Origin of the sequence: Pusillibacter faecalis, from assembly GCF_018408705.1 — a bacterium.
GTDB classification, from domain to species: domain Bacteria; phylum Bacillota; class Clostridia; order Oscillospirales; family Oscillospiraceae; genus Oscillibacter; species Oscillibacter faecalis.
This window is the reverse complement of the sequence record NZ_AP023420.1, coordinates 1724944-1751753: the sequence shown is the minus strand read 5'-3', so window position 1 is coordinate 1751753 and position 26810 is coordinate 1724944. Positions and strand designations below refer to the sequence as shown.

Annotated in this window: 32 protein-coding genes and 1 pseudogene; 9 read left to right on the top strand and 24 right to left on the bottom strand. The window is 59.4% G+C overall.

What is annotated here, in order from left to right:
* Window positions 1-9 precede the first annotated feature (9 nt).
* Complete coding sequence (locus KJS55_RS08730; RefSeq protein WP_213543144.1) at window positions 10-795, bottom strand: threonine/serine exporter family protein; 786 nt, start codon at window positions 793-795, stop codon at window positions 10-12.
* 11 nt (window positions 796-806) lie between these two features.
* Complete coding sequence (locus tag KJS55_RS08725; RefSeq protein WP_213543143.1) at window positions 807-1238, bottom strand: ribonuclease P Rpr2/Rpp21/SNM1 subunit family protein; 432 nt, start codon at window positions 1236-1238, stop codon at window positions 807-809.
* Between the two features lie 175 nt (window positions 1239-1413).
* Here KJS55_RS08725 and htpG point away from each other — a divergent pair, with 175 nt between their 5' ends.
* The gene (htpG, locus tag KJS55_RS08720; RefSeq protein WP_187031469.1) at window positions 1414-3297 is read left to right on the top strand and encodes a molecular chaperone HtpG; all 1884 of its coding nucleotides are present in this window, start codon (window positions 1414-1416) and stop codon (window positions 3295-3297) included.
* A gap of 105 nt (window positions 3298-3402) precedes the next feature.
* Here htpG and KJS55_RS08715 read toward each other — a convergent pair whose 3' ends face one another.
* Window positions 3403-3918: a hypothetical protein gene (locus KJS55_RS08715; protein ID WP_187031467.1), complete on the bottom strand. Its 516-nt coding sequence runs from the start codon at window positions 3916-3918 to the stop codon at window positions 3403-3405.
* 172 nt (window positions 3919-4090) lie between these two features.
* On the opposite strand from KJS55_RS08715, the gene KJS55_RS08710 reads away from it, so the two are divergent.
* Genes KJS55_RS08710 through KJS55_RS08695 form a run of 4 tightly spaced genes read left to right on the top strand, consistent with a single transcriptional unit; the run spans window position 4091 to window position 6176 of the window.
* Window positions 4091-4483, top strand: a complete 393-nt coding sequence (locus KJS55_RS08710; RefSeq protein ID WP_213543142.1) for a GntR family transcriptional regulator — start codon at window positions 4091-4093, stop codon at window positions 4481-4483.
* Window positions 4470-5324, top strand: a complete 855-nt coding sequence (locus KJS55_RS08705; protein WP_187031463.1) for an ABC transporter ATP-binding protein — start codon at window positions 4470-4472, stop codon at window positions 5322-5324. Before KJS55_RS08710 ends, KJS55_RS08705 begins: the two co-directional genes overlap by 14 nt.
* Window positions 5321-5941, top strand: coding sequence for an ABC-2 transporter permease (locus tag KJS55_RS08700; RefSeq protein ID WP_213543141.1), 621 nt, complete (start codon window positions 5321-5323; stop codon window positions 5939-5941). The genes KJS55_RS08705 and KJS55_RS08700 overlap by 4 nt, the downstream gene beginning before the upstream one ends.
* 13 nt (window positions 5942-5954) lie before the next feature.
* Window positions 5955-6176, top strand: a complete 222-nt coding sequence (locus KJS55_RS08695) for a hypothetical protein (protein ID WP_213543140.1) — start codon at window positions 5955-5957, stop codon at window positions 6174-6176.
* Window positions 6177-6224: 48 nt separating this feature from the next.
* On the opposite strand, the gene hpf is transcribed toward KJS55_RS08695, so the two are convergent.
* The 19 genes and pseudogenes from hpf to recJ all read right to left on the bottom strand — a co-directional run bounded on the left by hpf (window position 6225) and on the right by recJ (window position 21817).
* Window positions 6225-6773 (bottom strand): ribosome hibernation-promoting factor, HPF/YfiA family, encoded by a 549-nt coding sequence (hpf, locus tag KJS55_RS08690; RefSeq protein ID WP_187031457.1) that lies wholly within the window; start codon window positions 6771-6773, stop codon window positions 6225-6227.
* 305 nt (window positions 6774-7078) lie between these two features.
* Window positions 7079-7507 carry a S1 RNA-binding domain-containing protein gene (locus tag KJS55_RS08685; protein WP_187031455.1) on the bottom strand — a complete coding sequence of 143 codons (429 nt, stop codon included), beginning with the start codon at window positions 7505-7507 and terminating at the stop codon, window positions 7079-7081.
* Window positions 7508-7555: 48 nt separating this feature from the next.
* Window positions 7556-7855, bottom strand: a complete 300-nt coding sequence (locus KJS55_RS17340) for an FtsB family cell division protein (protein ID WP_228300496.1) — start codon at window positions 7853-7855, stop codon at window positions 7556-7558.
* Window positions 7856-8054: 199 nt separating this feature from the next.
* Window positions 8055-8282 (bottom strand): annotated as a pseudogene (gene yabQ, locus KJS55_RS17680) (spore cortex biosynthesis protein YabQ); the annotation flags it as partial.
* Window positions 8283-8305: 23 nt separating this feature from the next.
* The gene (locus tag KJS55_RS08675) at window positions 8306-8587 is read right to left on the bottom strand and encodes a YabP/YqfC family sporulation protein (protein ID WP_187031451.1); all 282 of its coding nucleotides are present in this window, start codon (window positions 8585-8587) and stop codon (window positions 8306-8308) included.
* Between the two features lie 67 nt (window positions 8588-8654).
* Complete coding sequence (locus KJS55_RS08670) at window positions 8655-8894, bottom strand: RNA-binding S4 domain-containing protein (protein WP_187031449.1); 240 nt, start codon at window positions 8892-8894, stop codon at window positions 8655-8657.
* Between the two features lie 127 nt (window positions 8895-9021).
* Window positions 9022-9297: an HU family DNA-binding protein gene (locus tag KJS55_RS08665; protein ID WP_187031447.1), complete on the bottom strand. Its 276-nt coding sequence runs from the start codon at window positions 9295-9297 to the stop codon at window positions 9022-9024.
* 58 nt (window positions 9298-9355) lie between these two features.
* Window positions 9356-10162 carry a nucleoside triphosphate pyrophosphohydrolase gene (mazG, locus tag KJS55_RS08660; protein WP_187031445.1) on the bottom strand — a complete coding sequence of 269 codons (807 nt, stop codon included), beginning with the start codon at window positions 10160-10162 and terminating at the stop codon, window positions 9356-9358.
* A gap of 58 nt (window positions 10163-10220) precedes the next feature.
* Complete coding sequence (locus KJS55_RS08655) at window positions 10221-11834, bottom strand: putative polysaccharide biosynthesis protein (protein ID WP_187031443.1); 1614 nt, start codon at window positions 11832-11834, stop codon at window positions 10221-10223.
* Window positions 11835-11893: 59 nt separating this feature from the next.
* Complete coding sequence (locus tag KJS55_RS08650) at window positions 11894-12724, bottom strand: purine-nucleoside phosphorylase (protein ID WP_187031441.1); 831 nt, start codon at window positions 12722-12724, stop codon at window positions 11894-11896.
* Window positions 12721-13104 (bottom strand): hypothetical protein, encoded by a 384-nt coding sequence (locus KJS55_RS08645; protein ID WP_187031439.1) that lies wholly within the window; start codon window positions 13102-13104, stop codon window positions 12721-12723. The genes KJS55_RS08650 and KJS55_RS08645 overlap by 4 nt, the downstream gene beginning before the upstream one ends.
* 23 nt (window positions 13105-13127) lie before the next feature.
* Window positions 13128-14063 (bottom strand): uridine kinase family protein, encoded by a 936-nt coding sequence (locus KJS55_RS08640; protein WP_213543138.1) that lies wholly within the window; start codon window positions 14061-14063, stop codon window positions 13128-13130.
* 14 nt (window positions 14064-14077) lie between these two features.
* On the bottom strand, window positions 14078-15541 hold the full coding sequence (gene hemZ / locus KJS55_RS08635) for a coproporphyrinogen dehydrogenase HemZ (protein ID WP_187031435.1): 1464 nt from the start codon (window positions 15539-15541) through the stop codon (window positions 14078-14080).
* Window positions 15538-16161: an MBL fold metallo-hydrolase gene (locus KJS55_RS08630; RefSeq protein ID WP_213543137.1), complete on the bottom strand. Its 624-nt coding sequence runs from the start codon at window positions 16159-16161 to the stop codon at window positions 15538-15540. The genes hemZ and KJS55_RS08630 overlap by 4 nt, the downstream gene beginning before the upstream one ends.
* A 4-nt stretch (window positions 16162-16165) precedes the next feature.
* Window positions 16166-16585: a hypothetical protein gene (locus tag KJS55_RS08625; RefSeq protein ID WP_213543136.1), complete on the bottom strand. Its 420-nt coding sequence runs from the start codon at window positions 16583-16585 to the stop codon at window positions 16166-16168.
* Window positions 16586-16646: 61 nt separating this feature from the next.
* Window positions 16647-16865 carry a hypothetical protein gene (locus KJS55_RS08620; RefSeq protein WP_213543135.1) on the bottom strand — a complete coding sequence of 73 codons (219 nt, stop codon included), beginning with the start codon at window positions 16863-16865 and terminating at the stop codon, window positions 16647-16649.
* A 19-nt stretch (window positions 16866-16884) separates the two neighbouring features.
* Window positions 16885-17328, bottom strand: a complete 444-nt coding sequence (gene dtd / locus KJS55_RS08615) for a D-aminoacyl-tRNA deacylase (protein WP_213543134.1) — start codon at window positions 17326-17328, stop codon at window positions 16885-16887.
* A 195-nt stretch (window positions 17329-17523) separates the two neighbouring features.
* Complete coding sequence (locus KJS55_RS08610) at window positions 17524-19728, bottom strand: RelA/SpoT family protein (protein WP_187031425.1); 2205 nt, start codon at window positions 19726-19728, stop codon at window positions 17524-17526.
* A 4-nt stretch (window positions 19729-19732) separates the two neighbouring features.
* On the bottom strand, window positions 19733-21817 hold the full coding sequence (recJ, locus tag KJS55_RS08605; RefSeq protein ID WP_187031424.1) for a single-stranded-DNA-specific exonuclease RecJ: 2085 nt from the start codon (window positions 21815-21817) through the stop codon (window positions 19733-19735).
* Window positions 21818-22078: 261 nt separating this feature from the next.
* Here recJ and rpsF point away from each other — a divergent pair, with 261 nt between their 5' ends.
* The 4 genes from rpsF (at window position 22079) to KJS55_RS08585 (ending at window position 24582) form a co-directional block, all read left to right on the top strand.
* Window positions 22079-22375, top strand: a complete 297-nt coding sequence (rpsF, locus tag KJS55_RS08600) for a 30S ribosomal protein S6 (protein WP_187031422.1) — start codon at window positions 22079-22081, stop codon at window positions 22373-22375.
* 12 nt (window positions 22376-22387) lie between these two features.
* Window positions 22388-22837, top strand: a complete 450-nt coding sequence (locus KJS55_RS08595; RefSeq protein ID WP_213543133.1) for a single-stranded DNA-binding protein — start codon at window positions 22388-22390, stop codon at window positions 22835-22837.
* A gap of 27 nt (window positions 22838-22864) precedes the next feature.
* Entirely contained in the window at window positions 22865-23116 is a 252-nt protein-coding gene (gene rpsR, locus KJS55_RS08590) for a 30S ribosomal protein S18 (protein WP_187031418.1), read from the top strand.
* A 182-nt stretch (window positions 23117-23298) separates the two neighbouring features.
* Window positions 23299-24582, top strand: a complete 1284-nt coding sequence (locus KJS55_RS08585; RefSeq protein ID WP_228300495.1) for a S41 family peptidase — start codon at window positions 23299-23301, stop codon at window positions 24580-24582.
* 35 nt (window positions 24583-24617) lie between these two features.
* On the opposite strand, the gene spoIIP is transcribed toward KJS55_RS08585, so the two are convergent.
* On the bottom strand, window positions 24618-25769 hold the full coding sequence (spoIIP, locus tag KJS55_RS08580) for a stage II sporulation protein P (RefSeq protein WP_207724386.1): 1152 nt from the start codon (window positions 25767-25769) through the stop codon (window positions 24618-24620).
* Between the two features lie 180 nt (window positions 25770-25949).
* Complete coding sequence (locus tag KJS55_RS08575; RefSeq protein ID WP_187031414.1) at window positions 25950-26783, bottom strand: deoxyribonuclease IV; 834 nt, start codon at window positions 26781-26783, stop codon at window positions 25950-25952.
* Between the last annotated feature and the right edge of the window lie 27 nt (window positions 26784-26810).

Sequence of the window (26810 nt, the reverse complement as noted above, 5' to 3'; positions counted from 1 at the left end):
CTGACCCCCTCACATCAGACCGCCCAGAAAGAACCGGGTGACTGTGATCGCCGCCGCCACGCCGGTGGTAATGCCCATGGCCACGATCACAACCTCGGCAAAGCGGGTCAGCGCCGTCAGGAAATCCCCGACCAGCACATCCCGCATCCCATTGGTGATGGCAATCCCCGGTACCAACAACATGATGGTACCAATGATCATTTTGTCTGCATGGATCGGCACTCCCAGGCAGATCAAAATCTCCGGCCCTAAGGCCAGCAGCATACACGCCAAAAAATTGGTGAAGAACGCATTGATTTTGACCCTCCGTGTGACGGAAACCGCCAGCTTCACCAACAGTCCGCAGGGAAAGGCCAGCAGGGCGTCCACCCACACGCCTCCCCAGAAGAGGGTGAAAAATGCCGCCACAACGCCATGGGCGCAATATCCCACCCAGGTCGGATACACTGGCTCCCGCAGGATGGACTCCATCTGCTGCCAGCATTCCTCCATCGCCGGCACCTCCCGGCACAGGCGCCGGCACAGGGCATTGAGCTCATTGAGCCTGCGTAGGTTGTTGGCGACTGTTTGAGTCCGTACAGACTTGGTGTAGTTTCGCTCTCCCTCCTGAATCGTCAAAATGATACAAAAGGGAATGGCGAAAATCTCCGCCCTGGCATAACCATAAGCCGTCAGCAGGCGCTGGATAGAGTCCTCCACCCGGTAGATCTCCGCGCCGTTTTGCAGCAGCTGCCGTCCCAGCTCACAGCTGAAGTTGAGGAGTTGGTCCGGATCTGGCCGCACATGCAATGTCACCTCCGCATCCATCAGCTTTTCGCGTGAATCTGGGCGCCGCACTTCGGGCAGGTAATGATAATTTTCCCCTTGCCTACCGGCACCCGGCAGATGGTTTTACACTGCTTACAGGTGAAATACTTATGCTCCTTATCCGCATGGCGGGCCCGCGCTCCACTGCTGCTCCTGACTCTCCACCACCAGTTCACCCATTTCTGGTTCTCCGCCCGGCGCCGGGGCAGGTTCTTGGAAAACATGCGGAAAAAAAGCCCCACCAGTACTCCCCACAGCAGCACGTCTGCAATCCGCGCCGGCACGATGCTCTCCAGGGCCAAAAGCAGGATCGTCCTCAACACGCACAGTCCCAGGTACAGGAATATCAGTGCCCGATTGAGCTGGTCCATCCCGTTCCGGCCATACATGAAGCGTACCATCGCATTCCCAATCCGCTGAAAAACGCCCATACTTCACGACTCCTTTTCTGCCGCATCCGTTGTTCTGATTGGTTCTATTGTACTCGTAAACTGCCTGGCAGACAACCATTTCCCGTGGGAATTTACAAAAAAGTCATTTATTTACAAGCCCCTCTGTGCTATATTTAAAAGTTAGAAAATCATGATCATGAAGGAAGTGTTATCCATGGCAAAGAAACAGTTCAAGGCGGAGTCCAAGCGGCTGCTGGACCTGATGATCAACTCCATTTACACTCACAAGGAGATTTTTCTCCGGGAGATCATCTCCAACGCCAGCGATGCCTGTGACAAGCTGTGCTACCTGGCCTTGACCGACAGCGCCGTTGGGATGAACCGCAAGGACTTTAAAATTGAGTTGAAGGTGGACAAGGAACCCCGTATCCTGACCGTCAGCGACAACGGCATCGGCATGGACAGGGCGGACCTGGAGAATCACTTAGGCGTCATCGCCTCCTCCGGTTCCTACAAGTTCAAGCAGGAGGTAGGAGACGACGCCAAGGACACCGACGTGATCGGCCAGTTCGGCGTGGGCTTTTACTCCGCCTTCATGGTGGCGGATCACATCACCGTTGTGACAAAAAAATACGGCTCTGACACCGCCTATCAGTGGCAGTCCTCCGGGGCCGACGGCTACACCATCACCGAGTGCGAGCGGGCAGGCGTGGGTACCGACATTATCATGCACATCAAGCCAGACACCGAGGACGAGAAGTACGGCGAATTCCTGGAATCCTGGCGGCTTCAGGAGCTGGTGCGCAAATACTCCGACTATATCCGCTTCCCCATCCGGATGGAGGTCTCCAAAACCCGCCGGAAGGAGGGCAGCCCCGACGACAAGCCCGAATATGAGACCTACCAGGAGGTAGAGACTCTCAACTCTATGGTCCCTATCTGGCAGCGGCGCAAATCCAGCGTCAAGCCGGAGGAGTACAACAAGTTTTACCGGGACAAATTCCATGACTACACGGACCCCCAGCGGGTCATTGCCGTCTCCGCCGAGGGCGCCGTCACCTACAAGGCGCTGCTGTTCATCCCCGGTGCCACGCCCTATGACTACTACACCAAAGAGTACGAGCGGGGCCTGCAGCTCTATGCCAACGGCGTTTTGATCATGGACAAGTGCGCGGACCTGCTGCCGGAGCACTTCCGGTTCGTCCGGGGCGTGGTGGACTCCCCTGATCTGAGCCTGAACATCTCCCGGGAGCTGCTGCAGCACGACCGGCAGCTCAAGGTGATCGCCGCGAATCTGGAAAAGAAGATCAAGGCGGAGCTTGGAAAGCTCCTCAAGGACGACCGGGAGGGCTATGAGAAGTTCTGGAAGAACTTCGGCCGCCAGCTCAAATACGGCACCGTCAGCGAATACGGCGCCCACAAGGACCTGCTCTCCGACCTGCTGCTGTTCTATTCCTCCACAGAGAAAAAGCCCGTCACCCTGGCGGAGTACGTATCCCGTATGAAGGAGGACCAGAAGTATCTCTACTATGCGGCCGGCGAGAGCCTGGACAAGATTGACAAGCTGCCCCAGACGGAGCTTTTGAAGGACGCCGGCACGGAGATTCTCTACTTCACGGAGGATGTGGATGAATTCTGTGCCCAGACCCTGCGGACCTATCAGGATAAGGAATTCCGCTCTGTGCTGGACCAGGAGCTGGAGGAAGGAGCCCAGAAGAAGGCCCAGGAGGCCGCGGACGCCCACAAGGCCGCCTTTGACTTTGTGAAGGAGGCTCTGGGCGACGCCGTGAAAGAGGTCCGGGCCTCCACCCGCTTAAAATCCCACCCTGTCTGCCTCACCGCCGGGGAGGGTCTCTCCTTTGAGATGGAGAAGTACTTTCAGGCGGTCCAGCCGGACATGCCCCTTCACGCTGACCGAATTTTGGAGCTGAACGTGGAGCACCCTGCCTTCGCTGCTCTGGAGGCCGCCGTGACCGCTGATCCGGAGAAGGCCAGAAAGTACGCCTCCCTCCTCTACAACCAGGCGCTGCTGATCGCAGGACTTCCTCTGGAGGACCCCTCTGGCTACACGGACCTGGTGTGTGAGCTGATGAAATAGGACATATAGATGCAAATACCGCCCCCATTAGGGGCGGTATTTGCATATCAGGAACGCCTTCCCTTGAGCACGGTCGTTCCTGGGACGTAGCCGTACTTGAAGCCACTACTGGTACTGAGTACCCTCGCCGTCATAGTAGGCCGCAGAAATGGAGTACTCATTCGCCGGCGCCGGGCGGCAGATCACTTCCATCTCTGACGTGTCGTAGCGGTAGGGCCCCTGGGACTCCCGGCCCACCACATATGACACCTCCGCATATTCGGTGACAGCGCCGCCGAACCAGATGACGTCATACCAGGTATCTTGGATTCTGACGTTGTTGGTGATGACTCCGGCACCATGGCTGACTGCCTCCCGGAGCTGGTAACGCCCACCTCCGATGGGCTCAAAGACCGCCAAGGCGGACTGTCCTCTCCCGCCGCGAGCTCCGCTGAGAAGGTAGCCCTCCACCTCCGTCTCATGGACGATGGTCCAGCTGCCGTCCGGCATCGCCTCTTGCAAACGGCGTTCCCGCTCCTCCACGGTGACGGCATCGTTCCGGCTCGCCGCGTGGTATACCAGCAGACAGGCCGCCAGCAGAATCAGCGCACCCGGCGCCGCGACCCAGGTCCTGCGTCTCATCCCGTCCTCCTGCCTTTCGCGAATGTTGCTCTCTTTTGGTATATCTTATCATGGCCTCCCTCCGCCTGCAAGGGTACCGCTTGTCCCGAAAAAGAAAGTTTAAAATTTCCTCTTGACAATCCGTTCATATTGTATATACTGTATATGTACAGTACGAACAGGAGTGACTTCCATGGAACTTGTCATTCGCAACACAACGAACCAACCGATCTATGACCAGATTTACTCCCAGATCAAGGCTCAGATCATCGCGGGAAAGCTCTCCCCGGGAGAGGCGCTGCCCTCTATCCGGGCGCTGGCAAAAGACCTGCGGATCTCCGTCATCACCACCAAGCGGGCCTATGATGAGCTGGAGGCCGACGGTTTCCTCTTCACGGTGGCTGGCAAAGGCTGCTTTGTCGCGGAGAAAAATCTGGACTTGATTCGGGAACAGAAACTCAAGGAGCTGGAGGACCACCTGGACGCCGCCGTGGAGCTGGCTGCCCAGTGCGGCATCTCGTCTGCACAGCTGCAGGAAATGCTCCGCATCCTGTTGAGGGAGGAAGGAACCCATGAACGCGATTGAATTATCCCATGTCTGCAAGCATTTTCCCGGCTTTTCCATCCAGGACCTGACCTTTGCGGTGCCCAGCGGCACCATCTGCGGTCTGGTGGGAGAGAACGGTGCCGGCAAATCCACCACCATTCGGTTGCTGATGGGCGCTTTGCGCCCTGACAGCGGAACTTGCTCCGCTCTAGGCGTGGACACCTCCTCGCCGGAATTCCTGGCAATCAAGGAGGATGTGGGCGTGGTGCTGGACGAGGCCTATTTCCCCGAGGTTCTGAATGCCGACCAGGTGGGCCGCGTCATGACCCGGACCTACCAGCGCTGGGACGCAAAGGTTTATGCCGCCTATCTCCGCCGCTTCGACCTGCCCCTGAAAAAGGCGTTCAAGGACTTCTCCCGGGGCATGCGGATGAAGCTGTCTATCGCTGTGGCCCTGAGCCACAGCCCGAAGCTCTTGGTGCTGGATGAGGCCACTGCCGGTCTGGACCCCATTGTTCGGGATGAGGTGTTGGAGATTTTCAACGAGTTCACCCGGGAGGAGGACCACTCGATCCTGATCTCCTCCCACATTCTCAGCGACCTAGAAAAGCTTTGTGATTATATCGCCTTTCTCCACCAGGGGCGGCTGCTGTTTTGCGAGGAGAAAGACTTCCTGTTGGACCGCTATGGCCTGCTCTCTGACACGGCCGAGCAGATTGAAGCTTTGCAGCCGGAGGCCGTTGTCGCCAAGGAGCCCAATGGATATGGCGGCGTCCGATGCCTGGTCCGCCGGGACCTGGCCCCCACCGGTTTCCAGTTGGAACGGCCCACGGTAGAGGACATCATTCTCTTTCTGGTGAAAGGAGCGAAGGAAGCATGAGAGCGCTTTTGATGAAGGATTGTTTTGTTTTGTGGAAGCAGCTTCGGCTGTATGTTGTCCTGATGCTGATTTTCACCGTGTTTAACGGCGCGTTCGGTAATGTGTTCATTGTCATCTGGGCCGCGATGCTGCCCTATACCGCCATGGCCTATGACGAGCGGAGCAAGTGGGACCAGATGGCCGCCATGATGCCTTATTCGATCCGGGATATCGTGCTGAGCAAGTACCTGCTGGGCTGGGTGTGCTCTGTCGCGGCAGGGCTATGTTCCATGGCGCTCCAGTTTGTGCTGACCGTGTTGGACGTCCCCACAGCCGCCCTGGACCCCGTCGCCAATCTGATCGGACTTTGTGGCAGCATGTGTGTGTTGGCCGTTACCCTGCCGATGATGTTCCGCTTCGGCGTGGAGCGAGGCCGACTGGCGATGTTTCTGCTGATCTTCCTGGTGTGCGGCGGCGCTGGGGCACTGGGCACCATCACTCTGGCGGTGGACCATACCGCCAGCGGCATCAACGGCCCCTTCGCCTTCTTCATGCTGATCCTGCCCGCAGCCGCTCTGGTACTCACGGCCATCTCCATTCCCCTCTCCGTCAGGATGTATCAAAAGAAAACCATTTAAGGGGACGTACACGATGAAGCAAACCCTTTGCTGCCCCAAATGCGGCTCCCGGGAGATCGTCCGGGTACCGGACCATCCCGGCCGCCACGCCAGCGGCAACAACATCGATACCACAACCTGGACCCTGCTGTGGAAAATTCCGGTGATCCGCTACGTGTGCTGCGGCTGCGGATACGTGGAGAACTGGGTGGAATCCCCGGAGGAGCTGGCGGAGATCCGCCGGGTCTTTGGCTGAAACCTGTAAAAAAACGGGGGCCGCTTACGCGGTCCCCGTTATGCTGCCTCAGCTCTCCTCATCGGTGACAATCAGGCCGTAGCCTCCGTTCTTCCGCTGGTAGACAATGCAGAGGCTGTCGTCCTCACTGCTGCGGAACACAAAGAAATCATGGTCCAGCAGGTTCATCTGCAAAATGGCCTCCTCCGGGCTCATGGGCTTGACGGAGAAGCGCTTGGTGCGGACGATCTGGAACTCCTTCTCCTCCGCCACCTCAAAATCGTCATCCGGCATCGCTGTTGGAAAGTTCTCACTCCGGAGGCGCTTGGCAAGGCGTGTTTTATTCTTTAAAATCTGCCGCTCAATATAGCCAACCGCGGCGTCCACAGCGCTGCGCATATCTCCATCCGGTGCCTGGGTCTGGGCACGGAACAACGTGCCGCCATCCCGAATCGTAATCTCCACCGTGCACAGGTGATTCTTTTCCACAGAAAACGTCACCGCGGCTGAGGGGTCCTCCTCCCGGAAATACCGCTCCAGCTTGGAGATCTTTTTCTCAGCATACTCTTTGATGGAATCATTCAGAGAAACCTTTTTACAGCTATAGGTATACTTCATGGTGATCGCTCCTTTCGTGAGGAAGAGAGCTTCTACTCTCTTTTGTTCAGTATAGCACACATCTTTCTGTTTGTATAGAAAAAACTGATCAAAGTTCACAATTTATTCAGGACTTTCCATTTTCCTCAAAAGAAGTGCCAGTTCGACAAAACCTCCTATTTACAAAGGCATGGCCTTTGTGTTACGATAATCCAGGAAGCTTTCCAATATCCCACCCGCTTGGGCCGCACGGCTTTTGTGCCGCGCGGCTCTTTTTTATGGTTGAAAGGCAATGAAAAAGACTGCCCGCAGGCAGTCTTTTTTGATTATTTTCTTCTCCGGCCGCCCCGTTTGCCATCCATGCTCCGATGCAGATCGGCCATCTTCCCCTCTGAAGTGGAGAGAAAGTGTTTGAGCTTGTCCTCAAAGGCCTTGTCGCCGGATGGCGGCAAAGGCTGCTGCGGTCCTCCGGCTCGCACTGCCGGCTTTGCCGCCGGTCTTGCCTCCGCCGCCGGACGGGGCGCAGGCTGCACCCGTTTCATCGAGAGGTTCAGTTTTCCGTTTTCCGCCGGCAGCACCAGCACCCGAACACTCTGCCCCTCCTGCAAATAGTCCCTTACGTCATTCACATACGTATTTGCGATTTCCGAAATATGTACCAGTCCGGATCTTCCGCCCTCCAGGGCCACAAATGCTCCGAACTTGGTGATGGTTGTCACCTTGCCTTCCAGAATATTCCCAACCTGAGGCTCCATACCTTGCTTTGTTTCTCCTTCCACTTGACTCCCCGCTTCCCCTGGGGGTTAATGACTGGGTTCAAACACATACTCACCTGGCTTCACCAGGCCCAACTCATCCCGGGCAATCTCCTCGAGCTTTTCATCTGTGGGGCCCTCGGTGATGTCGGCTTCCAGAGCGGCGTTCTCCCGCTGCTTTTCTGCCACCAGAGCGGCGTACTGCTCCCGCTCCTCCTGCGCGCGCCGCACTTGGCTCCGCAGGCCGTACAGCTGCCATCCGATAGCCGCCAGCAGCACCAGAATGACCAGCTTGGTCAGCGGTCTTGCCCGAACCTTGACCTTTTTTCTTCTCCGGGCCTTTTCCACCGCGTCCGCCTCCTTTGTGAGATGGTTTCCTTTTCATTGTATAGCATTTTTGGGTAAAATAAAAGAGATTTTTTCCGCGTTGCCCCAATTTTGTGCAAATTTTTTTCACCCACAACAGCGGAATCGACAGCAAATGCACCAGATACGCCAGTGTTTCCGCCCAGAACTCCCAGATTGGCTGCAGCAGATGAGAAAACGCACAGAAAAACAGCACCGCGCCGCCAACCGCCCCTAGGACAAGAAAGCCACGGAGCTCCCCCTCTCCACGCCGCAGCAAAAACAAAAATGCCCCCGCGCCAACGCTCAGGCAATACCCGGCATCCAGCAGTGCGGTCAGGCCGGGTCTGCGCAGCCGGAAAGGACGCAGCAGATCATACAGAACTCCCGCAGCCAGCCCCAGCAAAATGGACTGCACAAAGGTCAGCATCTGCTGAGAGATCTGGTTCCCCATTATCCAAACAGGCGGCTGAAAAAGCCGCTTCGGCCCTGGCCCTCATCCTCATAGGCGACAGAGTCAATCCGTCCGTCCACATGAAGCTCTCCACCATCCAGGGACAGCTTGTCAATATGGAGGTCCTCTCCAGTGACAACCAGTGTCCCGGCGGCGGTGGACATGACAATCCCGGTCTCGTCAAAGCGGCCCACATCCTCTACGCCGGAGACGGTCAGCCGCTCCCGTCCCACCAGCTCCAGGCGGTGCTCCATGGCGGGCGTGGTATTGTAATCCTTCATATGCTCATCCTCCCTGTCCACATCCTATGGTCAGCAGAGGAAAAATAGAACCCGGCGGCAATCTCCGCTAAATTTCCCGATAGAGTGCTCCCGCGTCCGCCTGGCGCACAGTCTCCTGAACAGACAGCACCTCCACAGTGACTGTCCGCGCGCCAAAGCGCATCGTAATCTGGTCTCCTACCTTCACCTCATAGGACGCCCGAGCCGCTTTTCCGTTGACCTCCACCAGGCCGTGGTCACAGGCCTCGTTTGCCACAGTCCGCCGTTTGATCAGCCGGGAGACCTTCAAGTATTTGTCCAAACGCATGGTTTCCTCCAAAACAAGACTGCCGGCACACCTGTGCCGGCAGTTCAAAATTCATGTGCCCAGCGGCAGGCGTTCCTGTCCGGCGCGGCATCCGCCAGAGGAGCCCTCGCTGCCGTGAAAGCGCAAATTATTTCGCCACAGCGTCCTTCAGAGCCTTGCCAGCCTTAAACACGGGCACCACAGACGCAGGAATCTCAATGGTATCATTGGTCTTGGGATTCCTGCCGACACGAGCGGCGCGCTTCTTCACCTCAAAAGAGCCAAAGCCCACAAGTTGAACCTTGTCACCGTCCTTCAGCGCGCTGGTGATCGCCTCCAGGGTGGCGGTGACAGCGGCTTCTGCGTCCTTTTTGGAAAATTCGGTGGCAGCGGCCACAGCATTGATCAGTTCAGCCTTGTTCATGGATCATATCCTCCTACATGATATCGTTCGTAATTTATTTCTTAAACGCGGGTGCGTGTTAAGACAGCTTCTTTTTGGCAGACTCCCACAGCCTGACCAGTTCCTCCTCCGTACATGCGGTCAAGGGCTTGTCCGCCGCTTCCTCCACCAGGCGGAAACGTGCGTCAAACTTGTCGCAGGCACGGTGAAGGGCGTCCTCCGGGTCCACCCCGGAGAGCTGCGCAATCTTGGAGACGATGAAGAGGACGTCCCCCGCCTCCTCTCGGATGCCGTGAGGCGCCGATGGGTCCTGGCTGTTCTCCACAGCCTGCCGCAGCTCTCGCACCTCTTCCTCCAACTTATCCAGAGCTCCGGAAATGGTGTCCCAGTTGAAACCCGCCTTGGCGGTCTTTGATTGAATCTTCTCCGCCCGCCACAGGGCCGGCAGCGTATGAGGCACCGCCTCAATCGCATCGGCGGTGGAGCGCTGCCCCTTCTCCCGTCGCTTGAGCGTCTCCCAGTTTGCCAGAACCTGCTCGCTGTTATCCGCCGCCATGGCTCCGCCAAAAACATGGGGATGGCGGTACACCAGCTTCTGTGCCACACCGTTCACTACGTCCGCCATCGTAAACCGGCCGCGCTCCGTTTCCATCTGAGCGTGCAGCGCCACCTGCATCAGAACATCCCCCAGCTCCTCGCACATGTCATGGGCATCATCCCGATCTATGGCATCCAGCGCCTCATAGGTCTCCTCTAGGAAATTCCGCCGGATGGAGCCGTGGGTCTGCTCCGCGTCCCAGGGGCACCCTCCGGGTCCCCGCAGCAGCCGGGTGATCTCAATGAGATCCTCCCAGCCATAGCGTTCCTTACATTGAAAATCTACCATACATTGTTCACCTTTGCAAGAAATTTTGGAGAGAAACCCCTTGATTTTTCTAAGTTTTTCACTTTAAGTGCAGAAGTTTAATAAGTTTTGCGCCGTGGGGAATGGATTTGACATCCTCCGCCCGCAGAATCCGCAGAGCAATGACCAGAATGAAGTACACAATCACGCCAATCAGGATTGCACCCAGCGTGGCAATTGCATTGGCTCCGTAGGCAGAGTGGCCGCTTTCCAGCATTCGGTTCAAGAACCCATACACCGCCCAGGCCGCGCCGCCCATCAGAACAGAAGCCAGCACCGGCTTTGCAAAGAGCTGCATGTAGCGGGGCTTTTGCGGGGAATAGACCCAGACAAAGAAAAGGTTGAGCCCCGCAATCACCATGTAGCAGCAAAGCGTTGAGATCGGAGCGCCATGGATGTTGATCTCCGGGTTTCCCACCAGGATATAGTTCAGGATAATTTTCACAACGCCACCTGCGATGACCGTGAAAATGGGAATTTTCTCCTTGCCGTAGGTCTGCAAAATGGCATTGGTCAGCACCATCAGGCAGATGAAGATCGTGGCGATGCCCAAGATCTGCAGATGGGGACCGGCAGCGACGGCCAGCTCCTGCTGAGAGGGCAGCACCAGTTTTTCGATAGGTGTTGCCAGCACGCTCAATCCGATGCCGGCCGGCAGCGCCAGCAGCGCCAAGAGGCGGAAGGCCGTGGAGATCGTCCGGTCCGCCTCCCGGGTGTCGTTCCGGGCCAGGGCCGCCGCCGCGAAGGGCAGCAGGCTCATGGTGACGGGATAGACGAAGGAGGCCACCATGTTGGGCATCACCATGCCCGTTGTGTACTGGCCGTTGAGGGCGTTGGCCGCCGTGGGGGCCAGACTCAATCCGTCTTGGAGCCGGCCTAGAACGATCTTCGTGTCCAGGATGGAGATGATGCTCATGGCGGAGTTGCCCAAGGTGATGGGCACGCCAATGGCCAGAATCCGCTTGACCAGCGTACCGCCGGAGGACGGGACATCCAGACTCTTGCGGTGGTCCCGGTGGGTGAAGAGATAGATGCACAAAAACAACATGGACACAACGGTACCGATGGTGACGCCCAGGATGGCGCCGGCGGCGCCCACGTCCATATTCCTCCCGATGTTCAGAAGATACCATGCCAAGGGCAGGCCGATGCCTACCTTGCACAATGCCTCCAGCACTTGGCTGACAGCAGTGGGCGTCATGTTTCCCTGCCCCTGAGTATAGCCCCGCATACAGGCCAAAATGCACACGCAGAACACCGCAGGCGCCAGAGCCTGAACCGGCCGCATGGCATTTTCGTTGCGCAGGAAGCCCACCAAAAGGTCCGCCTGGAAGAACATCAGCAGCGAGCCCACCAGCCCCAGGGCAAAGAAGAGCCAGATGGCGGTGCGGAAAATCTTCCGCTTCTCATTCTCCCGTCCCTGGGTATACGCCTCGCTGGTAAGTTTGGAGATGGCCAGGGGGAGTCCCGCAGTGGAGAATGTCAGCAGGAAGTTATAAATTTTATAGGCGGTGTCCCAATAGGACATGCCCACGTCGCCCAGGATGTTGTTCAGGGGCAGCTTGTAGGCGGCACCGATCAGCTTAACAATGGCCACCGCAGCAGCCAGAATCGCCGCGCCCCCCAGAAAGGACTGCTTTTTTGGATTGGACATGAGTCGATTACCTCAGTTTTCAAAAATGACACTATGAACCTATGGCTGTGCCCTGTGGATTATACCCGCTCCAAGCAGGCTTTCACCAGGGAGGTAAACCGTGGGCGGGCCGCCTCAGCTGCCTCCAAAACCTCCTCACCGGAAAGAGGCTGGTCCAGCACTCCGGCGGCCATGTTGGTGCAGAGGGTAAACCCCAGAACCTGCATCCCGCAGTGGGCGGCCACAATGGTCTCCGGCACCGTGGACATGCCCACTGCGTCGGCGCCCAGAATGCGGGCCATCCGCACCTCGGCAGGCGTCTCAAACTGGGGACCAGGGAAGTACATGTAGACGCCCTCCCGCAAGGGGATTTCCAACGCCTGTGCGGCTTCACGGGCAGCCTTGCGCAGCGCCGGGGTGTAAACGGCGCTCACATCCGGGAAGCGGGGACCGAATTCGTCCAGATTCGCCCCGCACAGAGGACTCACGCCAAAGAGCTTGATGTGGTCGGTGATCATCATGATATCCCCGGCGGAAAAGGCGGTATTCACCGCCCCGGCAGCGTTGGTCACAAGCAGCGTCTTCGCGCCCAGCAGCCTCAGCACCCGGACGGGATAGCTCACATCCGCGAAGGACCACCCCTCATAGGTGTGGAGCCGGCCCTGCATCACCGCCACATTCCGCCCCGAGAGCCGCCCAAAGACAAACTGCCCCTTGTGGTCCGGCGCAGTGGAGCGCTTCATATGGGGTACCTGCGCGTAAGGGACAACCAGTGGCTGCTCCACCTGGTCTCCCAGCGAACCCAGGCCGGAGCCCAGAATCAGCAGAACCTCCGGCCGAAAGTCCCCCAGCCGGTCCGCCAGGGCGGCCGCGCTCTGCTGATACTGCTGATAGGTATATGTCTCCATCATAGCTTTCCTCCACAAAATCGGCAGAATACATCTCCCGGCCGGCTCTGCGTGCCGCACACAGCACAGGCCACTGGGCGGTCCGGGCCGCCCTTCAGGACAGCGATCTCCGTTTTCAGCGCGTCAATCTTCCGCAGTTTTTCCTGCAACACCTCTGAGTCCGTCGGAGTTCCCGTATGGGTGGCGTAGAGCAGCTCACCAATCTCCGCCAGGGTTCCCTCAATCTCGCCCTCCAGCGCGGCAATCCGCAGACGCTGCTTGGCGGCGCTCAGGGTCTCTCCGGCCTTTTTCTTCAGGCCATGGGCGGTGTTTACCGCAAGGTCTCCGGCCTGAGCCGCTCCCTGGCGGGCGGCTGCAAGCAGCTTTTCCATCGTCTCATTCATCGGGTTTCCTCCCCTTCTGCGCTTTAGCGGTAGTCATAGGCGCTTCCGCCAATAAACTCCCGAGCCAGGGACTCCGGCGCAACGCACGTCTCCTCCATGGGCTCAATCCGCTCAAAGCCCCGGAGCATCTCCTCCGCCACGTCGTATTTGCCCCTGGGAAGCTCCTCCAGCAGGGGCACCACAATGGGCTTGAGCAGCGCGAATTCAAAGGCCAGTGCGGAGTCGAACATCAGGTCGGCGTTTTCCTTATAGGGGGAGATATACAGCTTTTCGCCCCGGCGGACGTTGGGCCACATCTTCAGAGTAAATCTGGCGTCGCTGCCCCGGAACTTATGATCCCGGACAATCCGGCGGCACAGCCGCAGCCAAGCGTGCTGGAACACCACGGTTCCCTCATCATCCACCAGGTTGCTGCGGGCGGCGATGTACAGCTTGAAGGCGTGGGGGTTCTTGCCCACAATAATATCGTTCAGTGCGTGAATCCCTTCAAAAATAGCCAGCTCGTTGGTGCCCAGGCGCAGGGGCTGGGACATGATATCTGAGCGCATCTGCCTTGCAAATTCATATTTGGGCACATGGATCAGCTCCCCCCGATCCAACATGGAGAAATGGCGGTTCAGCAAATCCACGTCCAGACAGAACGGAGACTCAAAATCAATGGCTCCTTCCCGGTTCCGGGGTGCGGTCTCCGGGTCCACTGTGTTGAAATAATTGTCCATGGAGATGGTATGCGTCACAATCCCCTGGCGCTCCAGCTCCTCCTCGATCTTCATGGCGGTGGTGGTCTTTCCGGAGCCGGAGGGTCCGGAGAGCAGAATGATATGGGACTGTCCCCGGTGGTCGGCAATCTTCCTGGCCGCCGCCTCCACTTTTTTTGCGAAGGCTGCGTCACACTCTGCGGCGTAGGCGGCCGGGTCGCTGCGGATGGCATCGTTCAACTGTTTCAGGGAATAGGCCATAGCGCGGTCTCCTTTCAAACATGCTCATAAAATTCGGCAAAGGCGTTCTGGTTGGCACGCCACTTCTCCGGTCGTTGGGTATACTCCGCCGGATACTTGTGGTTGAATACCCGTTGAATCCGGCCGCCTTCCACCATCTTGGTGGAGCCGCCGGCGCCAAAGGACAGAATGGAGCACAGCTCCGACATGATATCAATATTATACCAGCACTCCGCGCCAGGGCGGGTCCAGCCAATATTCTCAAAGCTGCCGGACATGTATTTCTGCCGGTAGAGGTAATAGGGTGCGTAGCCCCGCTCTCGCAGCATCGGCGCGGCGTAGTCCAGCATCTGCGCCACCTCCTCCGGCCCGGGGACGCTCAGCCCTTCGGTTAGAATCCGGCTGCCTTTTTTCAGCGCCAGGGTGTGGATGGTGACATTGTCCGTTTCAAACTCCAAGCAGCGATCCAGGGAACGGCGAAAGCCTGCGGCGGTATCCTCCGGCAATCCCGCGATCAAATCCATATTCACATGGGGGAATCCGTAGGCCGCCGCCAGGTCCAGGGCGTGCTCGATCTCCCTGGCGGTGTGGCGGCGCCCGATGGCCCGCAACACCGCATCCTCCATGGTCTGCGGATTCACGGAAATTCGGGTGATGCCATGGGATTTCAGCACCGCCAGCTTCTCCGCCGTGATGGTGTCCGGCCGTCCAGCCTCCACCGTCAGTTCCTCGCAGTCCTGAAGATCAAAGGCATCCTCAAGGGCCGTCAGCACCCGGTCCAGCTGCCCTGCCGTCAGCGTGGTGGGCGTGCCTCCGCCCATGTAAAAGGTCCGGCACCGCAGGTTCAGGGCCCGCGCCATTCCGCCGCCGGAATGAATCTCCTCCACCAGCGCCTCCACATAGGGAGGCACCAGGTCAAAGCTTTTTTCCACCGACTGGCTCACAAAGGAGCAGTAGGCGCACCGAGTAGGGCAGAAGGGAATCCCCACATAGACCGCGATATCCCGCCGTTCCAGCCGGCGGGAGGCCCTCAGCGCCGCGGAGGCGGTCTCTACCGCCAGCGCTGCCCGGTCAGGGGAGACATAGTAAAACCGCTCCATCCATGCCCGTGTCTCCTCTGGGGTTCTGCCGGCGGCCAGAGCGGCTGTGGCGGGCTTGTCGGGCCGGACACCTGTCAGCATCCCCCAGGGGGGCCGAACGCCGCTTACGGCCTGAGCAGCCAGAAAAAAGCAGGCGCCGACGGCATGGCGGCGCTGGCCCTCCCGGGCATACTCCGTGCCGGAGAGGGGAAGAACCTCCCGGTGAGAGGTCTGCCTCCCCTGCCAGCGGAGCTCTGTGGTAACATGACAGCAATCGTCCTCCTCCCGGAGCGTGACCACGGCCCAGGAGTCATCCCCGGGCAAAATGGGCTCGTAAACCGGTAGTTCGCCGGGGAACAGGTTCAGAAGACTCTGCTCCACGGTATAGCGCTCATCATGGCCCTGCAGCAGCAGCTTCATGAGATCTCCAGTGCGTGGCGCAGGTAGGGATTGGAGGCCCGCTCCCGGTCCAGGGTGGAGAGCTCCATGTGTCCCGGCAGAACATCCAGGTCCCCCTCCAGCTGGCCCAAGCGCTTGAGCGAGGCCATCATCTTCTCTACAGAGCCGCCGTCAAAGTCCGTCCGGCCGCAGGAGCCCGCGAACAGCGTGTCTCCGCAGAAGAGGGCGCTCCCGCACCGGAGCGTCACGCTCCCCTCGGAGTGGCCGGGGGTGTGGAGCACCTCCACCGGCATGGCGCCAACCGTCACGGTGTCTCCCTCGTCATAGAAGGAGACCGCCTCCTCCGGCACCTGCCGGGAGAGGGGAAAGAGCTTTGTGTCCACGTTCTGGAAGTCCCCCCTGTGAATGGACACCCGGATGCCCGGGAAGCGCTCCAAAAGGTCTGCTACGGCGCCGGTGTGGTCGTAGTGTCCGTGAGTGAGCAGGATCGCGCAGGGCCTGCACGCGAGCTTCTCCAGCACCGCCAAAATCTGATCCGGACTTCCGCCGGGATCAATCACGGCACAAACCCCCGCCTCCTTGTCACAGAGGAAATAGCAATTGGTGCCGTAAGGCCCAACCGCCAGGTATTTGATCTCCATACTCTCACCTCGTTGATTCATTTCGCCCCATGGCGTCAGATAGGTCCGCAAACCCGGAGAGCACCGCATCCCTCTGCCGGTAGACGGACTCAAAGACCGGGACCACCTCCTGAATGGAGGGAACCTGCCTTTCCAGCAACACCGGCCCCTCCGGGCCGGGATAGCCGCACTCCACAGCGTACCAGCCCGCCCGCTCTCCCGTCAGGACCACAGCACACTGCAAAAAGCCGGACTCTTGGATGCACGCCGGATTTTGGCGCTCCAAGGCCAAAAAGCTGTCCGGGTCCGCCCGCAGCCCTTCCAGACCTTGCAGGATATCCGGCCAGTCAAAATTTGCGGCGGGCCTCCCATCGATAGTCAGTGTCCAGAACCAGGGAATGTCCGGCGCTTTTTCAGAGTTCTCCCGTCTCCAGGGCAGCCGCATCTGCATCCGCCTCCTTTTCCACGCGCTTTTCTCCTGCCCGGCGGGACGGAAAAATTCCCTTTCACTCCTCCGTTTTGTCCGGCGACGGTGTGTTCCCGCGCTCCGGCTCTGCCGTTTCGACACGTTTTGCTGTCAAGGCAACTCCCTTTTCAGCCTCGTATTCCCGCAGGGCGTCCCGGACCGCCTTTTTCACCAGGCAGTAGACAATTCGATAAACAAGATATACAATCAGTGCCGCTCCCCCGAGGAGCAAGGGCAGCACCACCAGCGTCGGTTCCATCTCTGCACTCCTCTCGGCCTCAGGGCCGCTCCGTGTCAAACAGGATCGTCACCGGGCCGTCATTGACGGACTCCACCTGCATATCCGCGCCGAACTCCCCGTGCTCCACAGCAAAGCCACGCTCCCGGCAGCGGGCCATGAAGTCCTCGTACAGCGGGATGGCCTGGTCCGGCTTTGCCGCGCGGGTGAACCCGGGGCGGCGGGAGGAGGTGTCCGCATACAGCGTGAACTGGGACACTACAAGGAGGCTGCCCCCCACCTGCTCCAGACTCAGGTTCATCTTTCCATTCTCATCCTCAAAGACCCGCAGGTTGCAGATCTTCTCCGCCAGACGGCGGGCAGTCTCCTCTTTATCGGCAGGTCCGACACCAAGGAGCACGAGAAACCCCCGCCCGATTTCACCGTTCACCCGTCCGCCGATGGTAACGGAGGCCCGGGTGACACGTGTAACAACAGCACGCATCGTTTTTTAACACCTGTCTTTCTTTTTGCTTTCGTGGGAAGAGTCTTTGTTTTCCCCGCGCCTTCGCCGGCGGCGACAAAAGCCATCGTGTTTGCCGCGACATGCGCATGGTACCATGGCGGGCGCGGCCTCGCCCGACATGCCTCCACCAAAAGCAGCGTCCTTGGCGGGGCAGACGTTCCCCTTGATGAGGGCCTATCCCGCCGGCCGGCTCACCTGCAGGGCTCCGGAAATCTGGTGGAGCCTGTTCATCACAGCCCGCAGCTGCTCTCCATCCTTCACCCGAATTTCCAGCCGGATCACGGCAAAGCCGTCCTCTGTGCTGCGGGTGTTCACACCCAGCACAAAGGTATGGGTGGTGGAGAGCGCCGCAGAAATGTCCAGCAGCAGCCCCTGGCGGTCCTTGCAGAGAACCTCCAGCACAGTGGGGTAGCTCTCGTTGGTGTCGCTGCCCCAGCTGACCTTGATCCAGCGTCCCGCCTGGTCCGGCTGGCCGCGCCTTTCCTCCGAGGCGTTGGGACAGTCGGCCCGGTGGACGGAGACGCCGTAGCCCCGGGTGATAAAGCCCACGATCTCATCGCCGGGCACTGGCGTGCAGCACTTAGAAAATTTTACCAGGCAGTTGTCCAGCCCCTCCACAATGATGCCCTGCTCGCTTTTGATGCGCTTCGGCGCGGGGGTTTTGGGCTCCTCCCTGGTCTCGGCGGCCTCGGCCGCCTGCTGTTCCAGCTGGTGCTGACGGGCCACCCGAAGGATTTCCCCCTGCATGCGGCTGACCGCCTTCTGGGCGGAGAACCCGCCGTAGCCGATGGCCGCATACAGGTCCTCCAAAGAGGGGTACGTGACTTTTTTCAAGAGACTTGGAAGCAGCTCCGGATCGGTAACATCCTTCATGGAAAGACCGCAATGCTTCAGCTCCGCTTCAAAGGAAGCGCGGCCGTTGGCGATATTCTCCTCCCGGCGCTCCTTCTTGAACCACTGGCGGATTTTGCTGCGGGCCTCGCTGGACTTGGCGATCTTCATCCAGTCCCGGCTGGGGCCCTTGGCGTTCTTAGAGGTCAGAATCTCCACGATGTCGCCGTTTTTCAGCACATGGTCCAGGGTGACAATGCGGTTATTCACCTTGGCGCCCACCATTCGGTTGCCAACGGCGGAGTGAATCGCGTAAGCAAAGTCAATGGGCGTTGCCCCGGCGGGCAGGTTCTGCACATCGCCGCCCGGGGTAAATACAAAGACCTCGTCGGAGAACATGTCGATCTTCAGCGAGTGGATATAGTCCTCGGCGTCGGCGCCGTCCTGGTTTTCCAGGAGGCGGCGGACCCACTCATAACGGCCCTCCGTGCCGGCGCCCTGGCCTCCCTGCTTGTATTTCCAGTGGGCGGCCACGCCGTATTCAGCGATCTCATGCATCTCCCGAGTCCGGATCTGGACCTCAAAGGGGATGCCGTCCCCTCCCACCACAGTGGTGTGAAGAGACTGGTAGCCGTTGGGCTTTGGCGTCCCGATATAGTCCTTGAACCGGCCCAGGATAGGCTTGTAAATGTCGTGGACCACGCCCAGGACATTATAGCAGTCCCCTACATTCTCCACAATCACGCGGAAGGCAAAGAGGTCAAAGATTTCCTCTAACGACCGGTTCTGGTTGAACATCTTGCGGTAGATGGAATAGGGGTGCTTAATGCGGCCGTACACGATGTGTTCGATATGCAGCTCGCTCAGCCGCTCGTCAATCTGGGTCTGGGTGCGGCGCATGAAAGCGTCGTACTCCTCCTTTTTCTCATCCAGCTTGGAGACGATCTCATGGAAGCCCACCGGGTCCAGATACTTCAGCGACAGGTCCTCCAGCTCCCACTTGATGCGCTGCATGCCCAGGCGGTGGGCGATGGGCGCGTAAATCTCCATGGTCTCCAGGGACTTTTGCTTCTGCTTGGCAGGGGACTGGTACTCCATGGTGCGCATGTTGTGGAGCCGGTCCGCAATTTTAATGAGGATCACCCGGATGTCCTTGCTCATGGCGATGAGCATCTTCCTGAGGTTTTCCATCTGCTCATCTTCCTTGGTGGCATACTGGATACGGGTCAGCTTGCTGACCCCTTCCACCAGCGCCGCTACTGTGGGCGAGAAGAGCTTTGCCACCTGCTCCTCCGTGGCCGCGGTGTCCTCAATCACATCGTGGAGCAGCGCTGCCTCAATGGACTCGCTGTCCAGCCGCAGCTCCTCGGCCACGATCTGCGCAACCGCCAGAGGATGCGTGATATAGGGCTCGCCGCTCTTGCGCTTTTGCTCCTGATGGGCCTCATTTGCAAATTCAAAGGCCGCCCGAATCTGGGCGATGTCTGCCGCCGGGTTATAGCCCCGAACGGTTTTTTCCAACAGCTCATACTGTTCCTGAATAGTCATACGCTCACCTCCCCTCGACAGCTTCCCCGCGCAGGCGGGATAAATACGGGCACTGGTTTAAATCCACCTTGCCCTGAATCGGATTCAGGCAGAGCTGCAGCTGGCTGCCGCGGCTGACCAGCGAGATCAGCCCCCGTTCTTGAAAGACCTCCAGCGCCAGAGCGGTTCTTAAAAAGCTGTCGCAGCCTCCGGAGCGCTCCGCCAGACGCCGAAGATACGGCAGTGCGTCCTCCTCGGCCTTTCCCTGGCGCAGTTGGCCCTCCAGCGCCCGCCAGCAGGCCGCAAACTGGTCCCGGGATGGCTGCAGGCGCACCGCTTCCTGGCCAGTGACACTCTCCCCCTCCAGCAGCCGGTGCAGCAATGCCAGGTCCGCCGCCTCGTGGCGGCTGGGGGTCAGGGAGGGGCGGAGGTCAATGAGCTGGAGCTGCAATGTCGTGCTGCCCCGAAAGGTGTTGGCCTGCAAATAAAATGCCGCGTCTACCCGCGTGCCGGCGGTCAGGCCGCACTCCCCCTCCATCACAGAGAAGAAGATCGCCTCAAACCGGCTGGTACCCTTGCTCAGCCGCACCTTTAAGTGCCGGCCCTGGCCCACAGACTGGACAGAATCCAGCGTAGCCCCCAGCAGGGCAAAGGCGGGCCTGGGATTCCCAGCGCCGTATGGCTCCAGCTGGCTGAGGTACTCCACCTGCTCCAACGTCACCTCACCGGGGCAGACAATCGCCGCATCTAAATCCAGAGAGCTCACCGGTGTTTTGCCGCCGCAGGCAGAGCGTACATACCGGTTCACCCGGGCACGGAATGCCTCAATATTCTCCTCCGGAATGGTGAACCCGGCCGCCAGCTCATGTCCGCCGAAGCCGTCCAGCAGATCCGCACAGGATTCCAGCGCCGCAAAGAGGTTCAGCCCGCCGTAGGACCGGCACGAGCCCTTTCCCACGCCGTCCTTCAGATGAATCATGAAGCTGGGGCAGGAGTACTTCTCGCTCAGGCGTGAGGCGACAATTCCCACCACCCCCTGGTGCCAGTCCTCACTGGAGAGGACCAGGGCGCTCCTCTCCTCCGCCCGGAGTTTTTCGATTTTAGCTGTGGCATCGGCGCAGATGGCCTGCTCCACTGCCTGACGCTCCCGGTTCAGATCGCATAGCTGCCGCGCCAGCTCTTCCGCCCGGGCAGGGTCGTCAGTTTCCAGCAGGTCCGCTGCCAGGTCCGCTGCCCCCATACGGCCGGCGGCATTGATGCGGGGGGAGAGGACAAACCCGATCTGAATGGACGTAATGGGCTTTCCCAAAAGCCCCGCCTCCCGCAGCAAGGCGTGAATACCCACAAAATCCGTGTGGGGCAGCGCCTCCAAACCGTAGGAGACAATGGTCCGGTTCTCGCCCTCCATCCGCATCACATCCGCGATGGTGCCAATAGCGGCCAGAGTGCAGTAGCGGGCGAAGAGGGCATCCTCCCGGTTTTCGCCGCCTAAGGCCAGTACCAGCTTCAGCGCAACGCCCACGCCGGCAAGATGCTTGAAAGGATACGGGCAGTCCGGCCGGTGGGGGTCTACCACCGCCATGGCATTGGGCAGCGTCTCCTTGCACTCGTGGTGATCTGTGATGACCACATCCATCCCCAGCGAGGCGGCAAAATCCACCTCCTCGTTGCCAGTAACCCCACAGTCCACGGTGATCATCAGTGTGGCGCCCTGATCCCACAGGGACTGGATGGCATCCTTTGAGAGGCCGTATCCATCCTCAATTCGCCTGGGAATATACCGCAGGCACTTGACGCCGCAGCTTTTCAGATAATCCCGCAGCAACACCGTGGAGGTGATCCCGTCCACATCGTAATCTCCAAATACAGCGATGGTCTCGCCGCCGGCAATCGCCCGCTGAATCCGCTCCACAGCCCGGTCCATGTCCCGCATCCGCATGGGAGAGATCGTGAGGCTCCGCTCCCGGTCCAGAAACTCCGCGGCCTCCTCCGCCGTGGTAATGCCGCGGGCGGCCAGCACGGTGGAGAGCAGATAGGGGTATCCCGCCTCCCTCAGCCGGGCGACGTCCTGGTCAGCCGGGGTATGGATATTCCATTTTTTGAATTTCATGAGGCGCCGCCTCCTCTCTGTAAAGCCACTCACAGCACCGCTTCGGCGCTATGAATCCATTGTAACTAAAATATTATAGCAGAAAAGTTTCTTCAGGTAAAGAAAAAATCTGACTGGACCCCATGTACCGGCGCTTTCTTCAAAAAAGTTTTTCTTGACATTTTTTCACATTCTTATATAATAATAAGGCTCGCATTCTGCGGGCTATCCTTGCTCTCATCAAAAAGAATGAGGGCCATCTGTCCAAAAGGAGGTGCAAACATGGCAAAGGTTTCTGCCAATTATGAGGTCGTGTATATCATCGACCCTGCACAGGGTGAGGAGGGCATCGCCGCGCTGGTGGCGAAGTTCAAGACCCTGGCCGAGCAGAACGGCTCCGCCGTCGAGGTGGAGGAGTGGGGCGGCCGAAAGCTGGCTTATCCCATCAACTACAAAACCGAGGGCTACTATGTGCTGATGACGTTCAGCAGCGAGCCGTCCTTCCCCCGGGAGCTGGACCGCGTGCTGCGGATTACCGACGGCATCATGCGTTCCCTGATCGTCTGCAAGGGCGAGTAAGGGGGCAGCCGCATGCTGAACCGGATTGTTCTTATGGGTCGGCTGACCCGTGATCCCGAGCTGCGCCGCACCGGAAGCGGCACCGCCGTGACCAGCTTCTCCCTGGCCGTAGACCGGGACTTTAAGTCCCAAAGCGGTGAAAAGGAGACGGATTTCATTGATATCGTGGCTTGGCGCTCTACTGCTGAGTTTGTCAGCAAATACTTCACCAAGGGCCGCATGGCCGTGGTGGAGGGCCGTCTTCAAATCCGCGACTGGACTGACCGGGACGGCGGCAAACGCCGCAGCGCCGAGGTGATCGCGGACAACGTCTACTTTGGGGATTCCAAGCGGGATGGCGGCGGGGATTATGGCTCCGCGCCCGCCTATGGCGCCCCTTCCTATGCTGCATCCGCGCCTGAGCGCGGTGGGCAGTCTGACTTCGCCGAGATCGGCGAGGAGGACGGCGAGCTGCCGTTCTGATTGAATAAAATAAAGGAGGAAACCCTCATGGCTTTTGATCGGGAATCCAGACCCGCGCGCCCTGCCCGCGGTAAGCGCCGCAAGGTCTGCCAGTTCTGCGCTGAGAAGTGCGAGTCCATCGACTACAAGGATGCCGCCAAGCTGCGCCGCTTTGTATCCGAGCGCTCCAAGATTCTGCCCCGCAGAACCACCGGCACCTGCGCCATGCATCAGCGCCAGCTGACGGAGGCCATCAAGCGCGCCCGCCAGATTGCTCTGCTGCCCTACGTGACCGACTAAAACAAAGAGGCTCCCCGTCCGATGGACGGGGAGTTTTTTTACCTTTCCGGCGGGAAAATTTTCATATCGTTCATGATCCAGGTGATCTTCTCTGCTATTCTTTGCTGCGGCTGTTTTAAATTTGAGGAATTAGCTGCCTCTCCGTCGTTTTATTTGAAGATCATAAATAAGGAGACGAGACCATGAAATCAAAACGGATCTTTCAACGGCTGCTGGCCGCAGTGCTTCTGCCCTGTCTTCTCGCGGGCTGCGGCACCTCCCCGCCTCCCCAGGAGGCGGAAGACCAGTGGGACCCGGCCCTGGCCCATGTTCTGGGACTGAGTCAGGAGCAGCGGCTGGAGGACTACGACTATCTGGTTGAGACTCTGGGCAGCAGCTATCTCTGTATGGGCGTCCGGGACCGAGAGAATCCCGATGACCTCTCGGCAGGAATCTTTCAGGAATACCGGGACATGATTGCGGGCAGCGACAGTGACGAGGCCTTCTACTCTGCCGTGTACAGCACACTCTTCCGTCTGGGCACCTATGGCCATCTCTGGATCGTGGAGCCGGAAGAGTACCAGGCCTATCTGGAAGCTTATCAGAGTGATGAGCTTGAGGATCGGGCCCACTGGCGGGAGGTTTTGACATCCCCCGTCACTCAGACGGGTTATGAAAACCTTCAAAAGCTGCTGGACGCCTATGGCGGAGAGGATGTCTCCACGCCCTCCGCGCCGGGTGCGGAGGATGCCAATCTCACGACCTTGCTGCTGCCGGGAGAGGCCATCGGCTATATCAAAATCGACGGCTTCCCCGCCTCCTATGAGCCTGCCTATGCGGCGGAGCGGGAGGAGCTGCTGTCCTTTTACGACACGCTGGGGGCCTGCACAGACCTTATCATCGACATCACCGGCAACAGCGGCGGCAGCGAGCAGTATTGGCAGGAACTGCTGGTGGCCCCTCTGATCGACCAGCCCCTCTCTTGCATGAACTATGCCCTGCTGGCGGACAGTGATAACAACCGTCCCTACATCGACGATGCGTTTGCGCCGGAGATGCTCCACCCCATCGCGGACCTGCCGGAGCTTCCCGCTCTCAACCAAGAGGGCCTCGCGGCGGCTACCCACTATGTGGAAAGCCCCCTGTCCGTAGAGCCCGCCGCGGAGCGCAGCCCCTTCCATGGCCGGGTCTGGGTACTGGTGGGCGAGCAGGTTTACTCCGCCAGCGAGTCTTTCGCCGTGTTCTGCAAGGAGACAGGCTTTGCCACCCTGGTGGGCAGTCAGACCGGCGGGGACGGCATCGGCGCGCTGGACCCAATTTTCCTGCAGCTGCCCAACAGCGGGCTCTTGGTGCAGTTCACCATGATGTTCGGTCTGAACGCCGACGGCTCCAGCAGCGAGGAGGCGGGGACCACACCGGATCTGCTCTCCCCCGGCACTGAGCCGCCGCTCATAACAGCCCTGCGGGCCATCCGCGAAACTGCCTGACGTGAAAAACCGCCCTCATGAAGAGGGCGGTTTTTTTACTTGCTTCTGGCCTCCAGCACCTCCACCATGCGCTCTGCAAAGAGCCGGCCGGCAAGTGCCGCCTCCTCCGGGGAGTTTCCGGCGGCGCCCACCTCCACCAGCAGCGATCCGACCGTAGCATGCTGATTATAGCGGGAATTCCGCAGAAGAATGGGCCGCATCAGCGTGGGATACTCTGTCAGAATGTCCTGCTGAAGGGCCACTGCCAGCTTCAGGTTCTCCATCCAGTTTGGATGTGTCAGGCCGCTGCCGTCGCTTCCCATCACCAGGGTCATCTGGGCTGCGGTGCCCACGCCGTCGATGGTGGAGACCACCTTATACTGATTTCCCTGGGCATCCGCAATGGCGTCCCGGTGAATATCCAGAATAAACTGAATGGAGGGGTACTGGGCGAGGTAGCTCTGAATAGCGGCCAAGGATTTATCATATGCCTCGTTATAGGACGAGGGATAGTCGTACAGCGTCCGGTCATGGAGCACGGAGATCCCCGCCTCGGCAAACACCTCTGCCATCACATCCCCCACCTTTACCACGTTATAGCGGGAATCCGTGGTGCGGTGATCGCCGGACCAGACCACTTCCGTGCCGCCGGCAGGCGTGTATGCCTCGCTGCCATGGGTGTGCAGGATCAGAATCTGCGGCTCCTCCGGCGTCAGCTCTGCGGCGAAATTCTCCTGCAGGGCCGGAATGGAGAGCTGATAGTCTGTGGAGTTGCTGATGTAGGCCCGTCCCACCACGGTGTAGCTGCTGGGGTCCGTGGGCACCAAGGTCCTGGCTGTCACGCCGTTGTCGGCGGCCTCCGGCGCCTCCAGGGGGGTCTCTTCCACCGGGACCGTGGACACCTCATCCTCTCCGGCGGAGGCGCCGCTGCTCTCCTCCTGCCGCCGCAGCTCTGCAACGGCAGGACGGGCCGCGGACAAAAGCGGCGATTCCCCCAGGGTCATCACGGTTGCGGGAGAGAGTTGGTCCTCTGTCCATAGGTCTCCCAGCTCCCAACGCAAAATACCCATGGGCAACGCCTCCTTCAGCGCGGAGGCGGCGGAGGCGGCAGTGTCGCTGCCTGCGGTGACAGCCACCACCCATAGAGTCCCGGCAGCCAGGGCCCCTGCCTCCAGCCTGCGGCGAAGGCTGGCAAAGTTGATTCGCATCTGTCTCACCTCTGGGACAACCTATGCTGCACCAGGTAAAAATATGCGGCCGATTCAGAGGAGCTGAGGAAATTTACCCTGATATGGCCGCAGTCTGCCAGCTGTTCCCCGCGACATACCATGGCTGACGCTGCCTGACACATAAAAAGGTCCGCCGCGGACATGCCGCGGCGGACCTTTTTATGCTTCAGCCTGTGCCCGCATCAGGGCAATCTCCCGGGCGTAACCCGGCAGCTCGTTGGGAGTCTCCAGGCAGAAGGGAAGATTCCGCAGCGCCGGATGCCGGACAACCCGCCCCAGCGCCTCCAGTCCGATGCACCCCTCACCGATACGTGCGTGCCGGTCCTTGCGGGCGCCTGTGGGGTTCTGGCTGTCGTTAAGGTGGACGGCTTTCAGGCGGTGCAAACCAATCACCCGGTCAAACTCTGTCAGCACACCGTCCAGATTATGGATAATATCATATCCGCCGTCCGAGACATGGCAGGTATCCAGGCAGACGCCCATTTGATCCGCCAGCACCACCCGGTCCAGAATCTCCCGTAGCTCTTCGAATCGGCCTCCCACCTCGCTCCCCTTGCCGGCCATGGTTTCCAGCAGGACCGTTGTGGTCTGATTCTCCCGCAAAATGGCGTTCAGCCCCTCTGCAATATAGGAGATACCTCTTTCCACACCTTGTCCCACATGACTTCCGGGGTGGAAATTATAATATTGTCCCGGCAAATACTCCAAGCGGCGGAGGTCGTCCGCCATGGTGTCCCGGGCAAAGGTCCGGTTGGACTCCTGCGCGCCGCAGAGGTTCAGCGTATAGGGCGCGTGGGCGATAATGGGCGCAAAGTGCCGCTCTCGCAGGAGGTCCGCCAGCACCGCCGCGTCTGCCGTGTCCAAGTCCTTGGCTCTGCTTCCCCGAGGATTTCTTGTAAAGAATTGAAAGGTATCTGCCCCCAGCTCCAGTGCCTGCCGTCCCATGGCGGCAAAGCCCTTGGTGGAGGATAAATGGCAGCCGATATGCAGCATGAAATGCCTCCTTCTTTTTTTCTAGTA

Excerpts from the sequence above, each read along its gene's own strand:
- KJS55_RS08715 (WP_187031467.1), bottom strand. The coding sequence starts at position 3,918 with ATGAGACGCAGGACCTGGGTCGCGGCGCCGGGTGCGCTGATTCTGCTG.
- KJS55_RS08685 (WP_187031455.1), bottom strand. The coding sequence starts at position 7,507 with ATGGAGCCTCAGGTTGGGAATATTCTGGAAGGCAAGGTGACAACCATC.
- dtd (WP_213543134.1), bottom strand. The coding sequence starts at position 17,328 with ATGCGTGCTGTTGTTACACGTGTCACCCGGGCCTCCGTTACCATCGGC.
- KJS55_RS08665 (WP_187031447.1), bottom strand. The coding sequence starts at position 9,297 with ATGAACAAGGCTGAACTGATCAATGCTGTGGCCGCTGCCACCGAATTT.
- KJS55_RS08650 (WP_187031441.1), bottom strand. The coding sequence starts at position 12,724 with ATGATGGAGACATATACCTATCAGCAGTATCAGCAGAGCGCGGCCGCC.
- KJS55_RS08675 (WP_187031451.1), bottom strand. The coding sequence starts at position 8,587 with ATGAAGGATTACAATACCACGCCCGCCATGGAGCACCGCCTGGAGCTG.
- htpG (WP_187031469.1), top strand. The coding sequence starts at position 1,414 with ATGGCAAAGAAACAGTTCAAGGCGGAGTCCAAGCGGCTGCTGGACCTG.
- rpsR (WP_187031418.1), top strand. The coding sequence starts at position 22,865 with ATGGCTTTTGATCGGGAATCCAGACCCGCGCGCCCTGCCCGCGGTAAG.
- KJS55_RS08610 (WP_187031425.1), bottom strand. The coding sequence starts at position 19,728 with ATGACTATTCAGGAACAGTATGAGCTGTTGGAAAAAACCGTTCGGGGC.
- rpsF (WP_187031422.1), top strand. The coding sequence starts at position 22,079 with ATGGCAAAGGTTTCTGCCAATTATGAGGTCGTGTATATCATCGACCCT.
- KJS55_RS08705 (WP_187031463.1), top strand. The coding sequence starts at position 4,470 with ATGAACGCGATTGAATTATCCCATGTCTGCAAGCATTTTCCCGGCTTT.
- KJS55_RS08645 (WP_187031439.1), bottom strand. The coding sequence starts at position 13,104 with ATGAATGAGACGATGGAAAAGCTGCTTGCAGCCGCCCGCCAGGGAGCG.
- KJS55_RS08620 (WP_213543135.1), bottom strand. The coding sequence starts at position 16,865 with ATGGAACCGACGCTGGTGGTGCTGCCCTTGCTCCTCGGGGGAGCGGCA.
- hemZ (WP_187031435.1), bottom strand. The coding sequence starts at position 15,541 with ATGAAGCTGCTGCTGCAGGGCCATGATGAGCGCTATACCGTGGAGCAG.
- KJS55_RS08655 (WP_187031443.1), bottom strand. The coding sequence starts at position 11,834 with ATGTCCAATCCAAAAAAGCAGTCCTTTCTGGGGGGCGCGGCGATTCTG.
- spoIIP (WP_207724386.1), bottom strand. The coding sequence starts at position 25,769 with ATGCGAATCAACTTTGCCAGCCTTCGCCGCAGGCTGGAGGCAGGGGCC.
- KJS55_RS08700 (WP_213543141.1), top strand. The coding sequence starts at position 5,321 with ATGAGAGCGCTTTTGATGAAGGATTGTTTTGTTTTGTGGAAGCAGCTT.
- KJS55_RS08670 (WP_187031449.1), bottom strand. The coding sequence starts at position 8,894 with ATGCGTTTGGACAAATACTTGAAGGTCTCCCGGCTGATCAAACGGCGG.
- KJS55_RS08630 (WP_213543137.1), bottom strand. The coding sequence starts at position 16,161 with ATGGAGATCAAATACCTGGCGGTTGGGCCTTACGGCACCAATTGCTAT.
- KJS55_RS08595 (WP_213543133.1), top strand. The coding sequence starts at position 22,388 with ATGCTGAACCGGATTGTTCTTATGGGTCGGCTGACCCGTGATCCCGAG.
- mazG (WP_187031445.1), bottom strand. The coding sequence starts at position 10,162 with ATGGTAGATTTTCAATGTAAGGAACGCTATGGCTGGGAGGATCTCATT.
- KJS55_RS08625 (WP_213543136.1), bottom strand. The coding sequence starts at position 16,585 with ATGCGGCTGCCCTGGAGACGGGAGAACTCTGAAAAAGCGCCGGACATT.
- KJS55_RS08640 (WP_213543138.1), bottom strand. The coding sequence starts at position 14,063 with ATGGCCTATTCCCTGAAACAGTTGAACGATGCCATCCGCAGCGACCCG.
- KJS55_RS08710 (WP_213543142.1), top strand. The coding sequence starts at position 4,091 with ATGGAACTTGTCATTCGCAACACAACGAACCAACCGATCTATGACCAG.
- recJ (WP_187031424.1), bottom strand. The coding sequence starts at position 21,817 with ATGAAATTCAAAAAATGGAATATCCATACCCCGGCTGACCAGGACGTC.
- KJS55_RS08585 (WP_228300495.1), top strand. The coding sequence starts at position 23,299 with ATGAAATCAAAACGGATCTTTCAACGGCTGCTGGCCGCAGTGCTTCTG.
- KJS55_RS08575 (WP_187031414.1), bottom strand. The coding sequence starts at position 26,783 with ATGCTGCATATCGGCTGCCATTTATCCTCCACCAAGGGCTTTGCCGCC.
- hpf (WP_187031457.1), bottom strand. The coding sequence starts at position 6,773 with ATGAAGTATACCTATAGCTGTAAAAAGGTTTCTCTGAATGATTCCATC.
- KJS55_RS08725 (WP_213543143.1), bottom strand. The coding sequence starts at position 1,238 with ATGGGCGTTTTTCAGCGGATTGGGAATGCGATGGTACGCTTCATGTAT.
- KJS55_RS08695 (WP_213543140.1), top strand. The coding sequence starts at position 5,955 with ATGAAGCAAACCCTTTGCTGCCCCAAATGCGGCTCCCGGGAGATCGTC.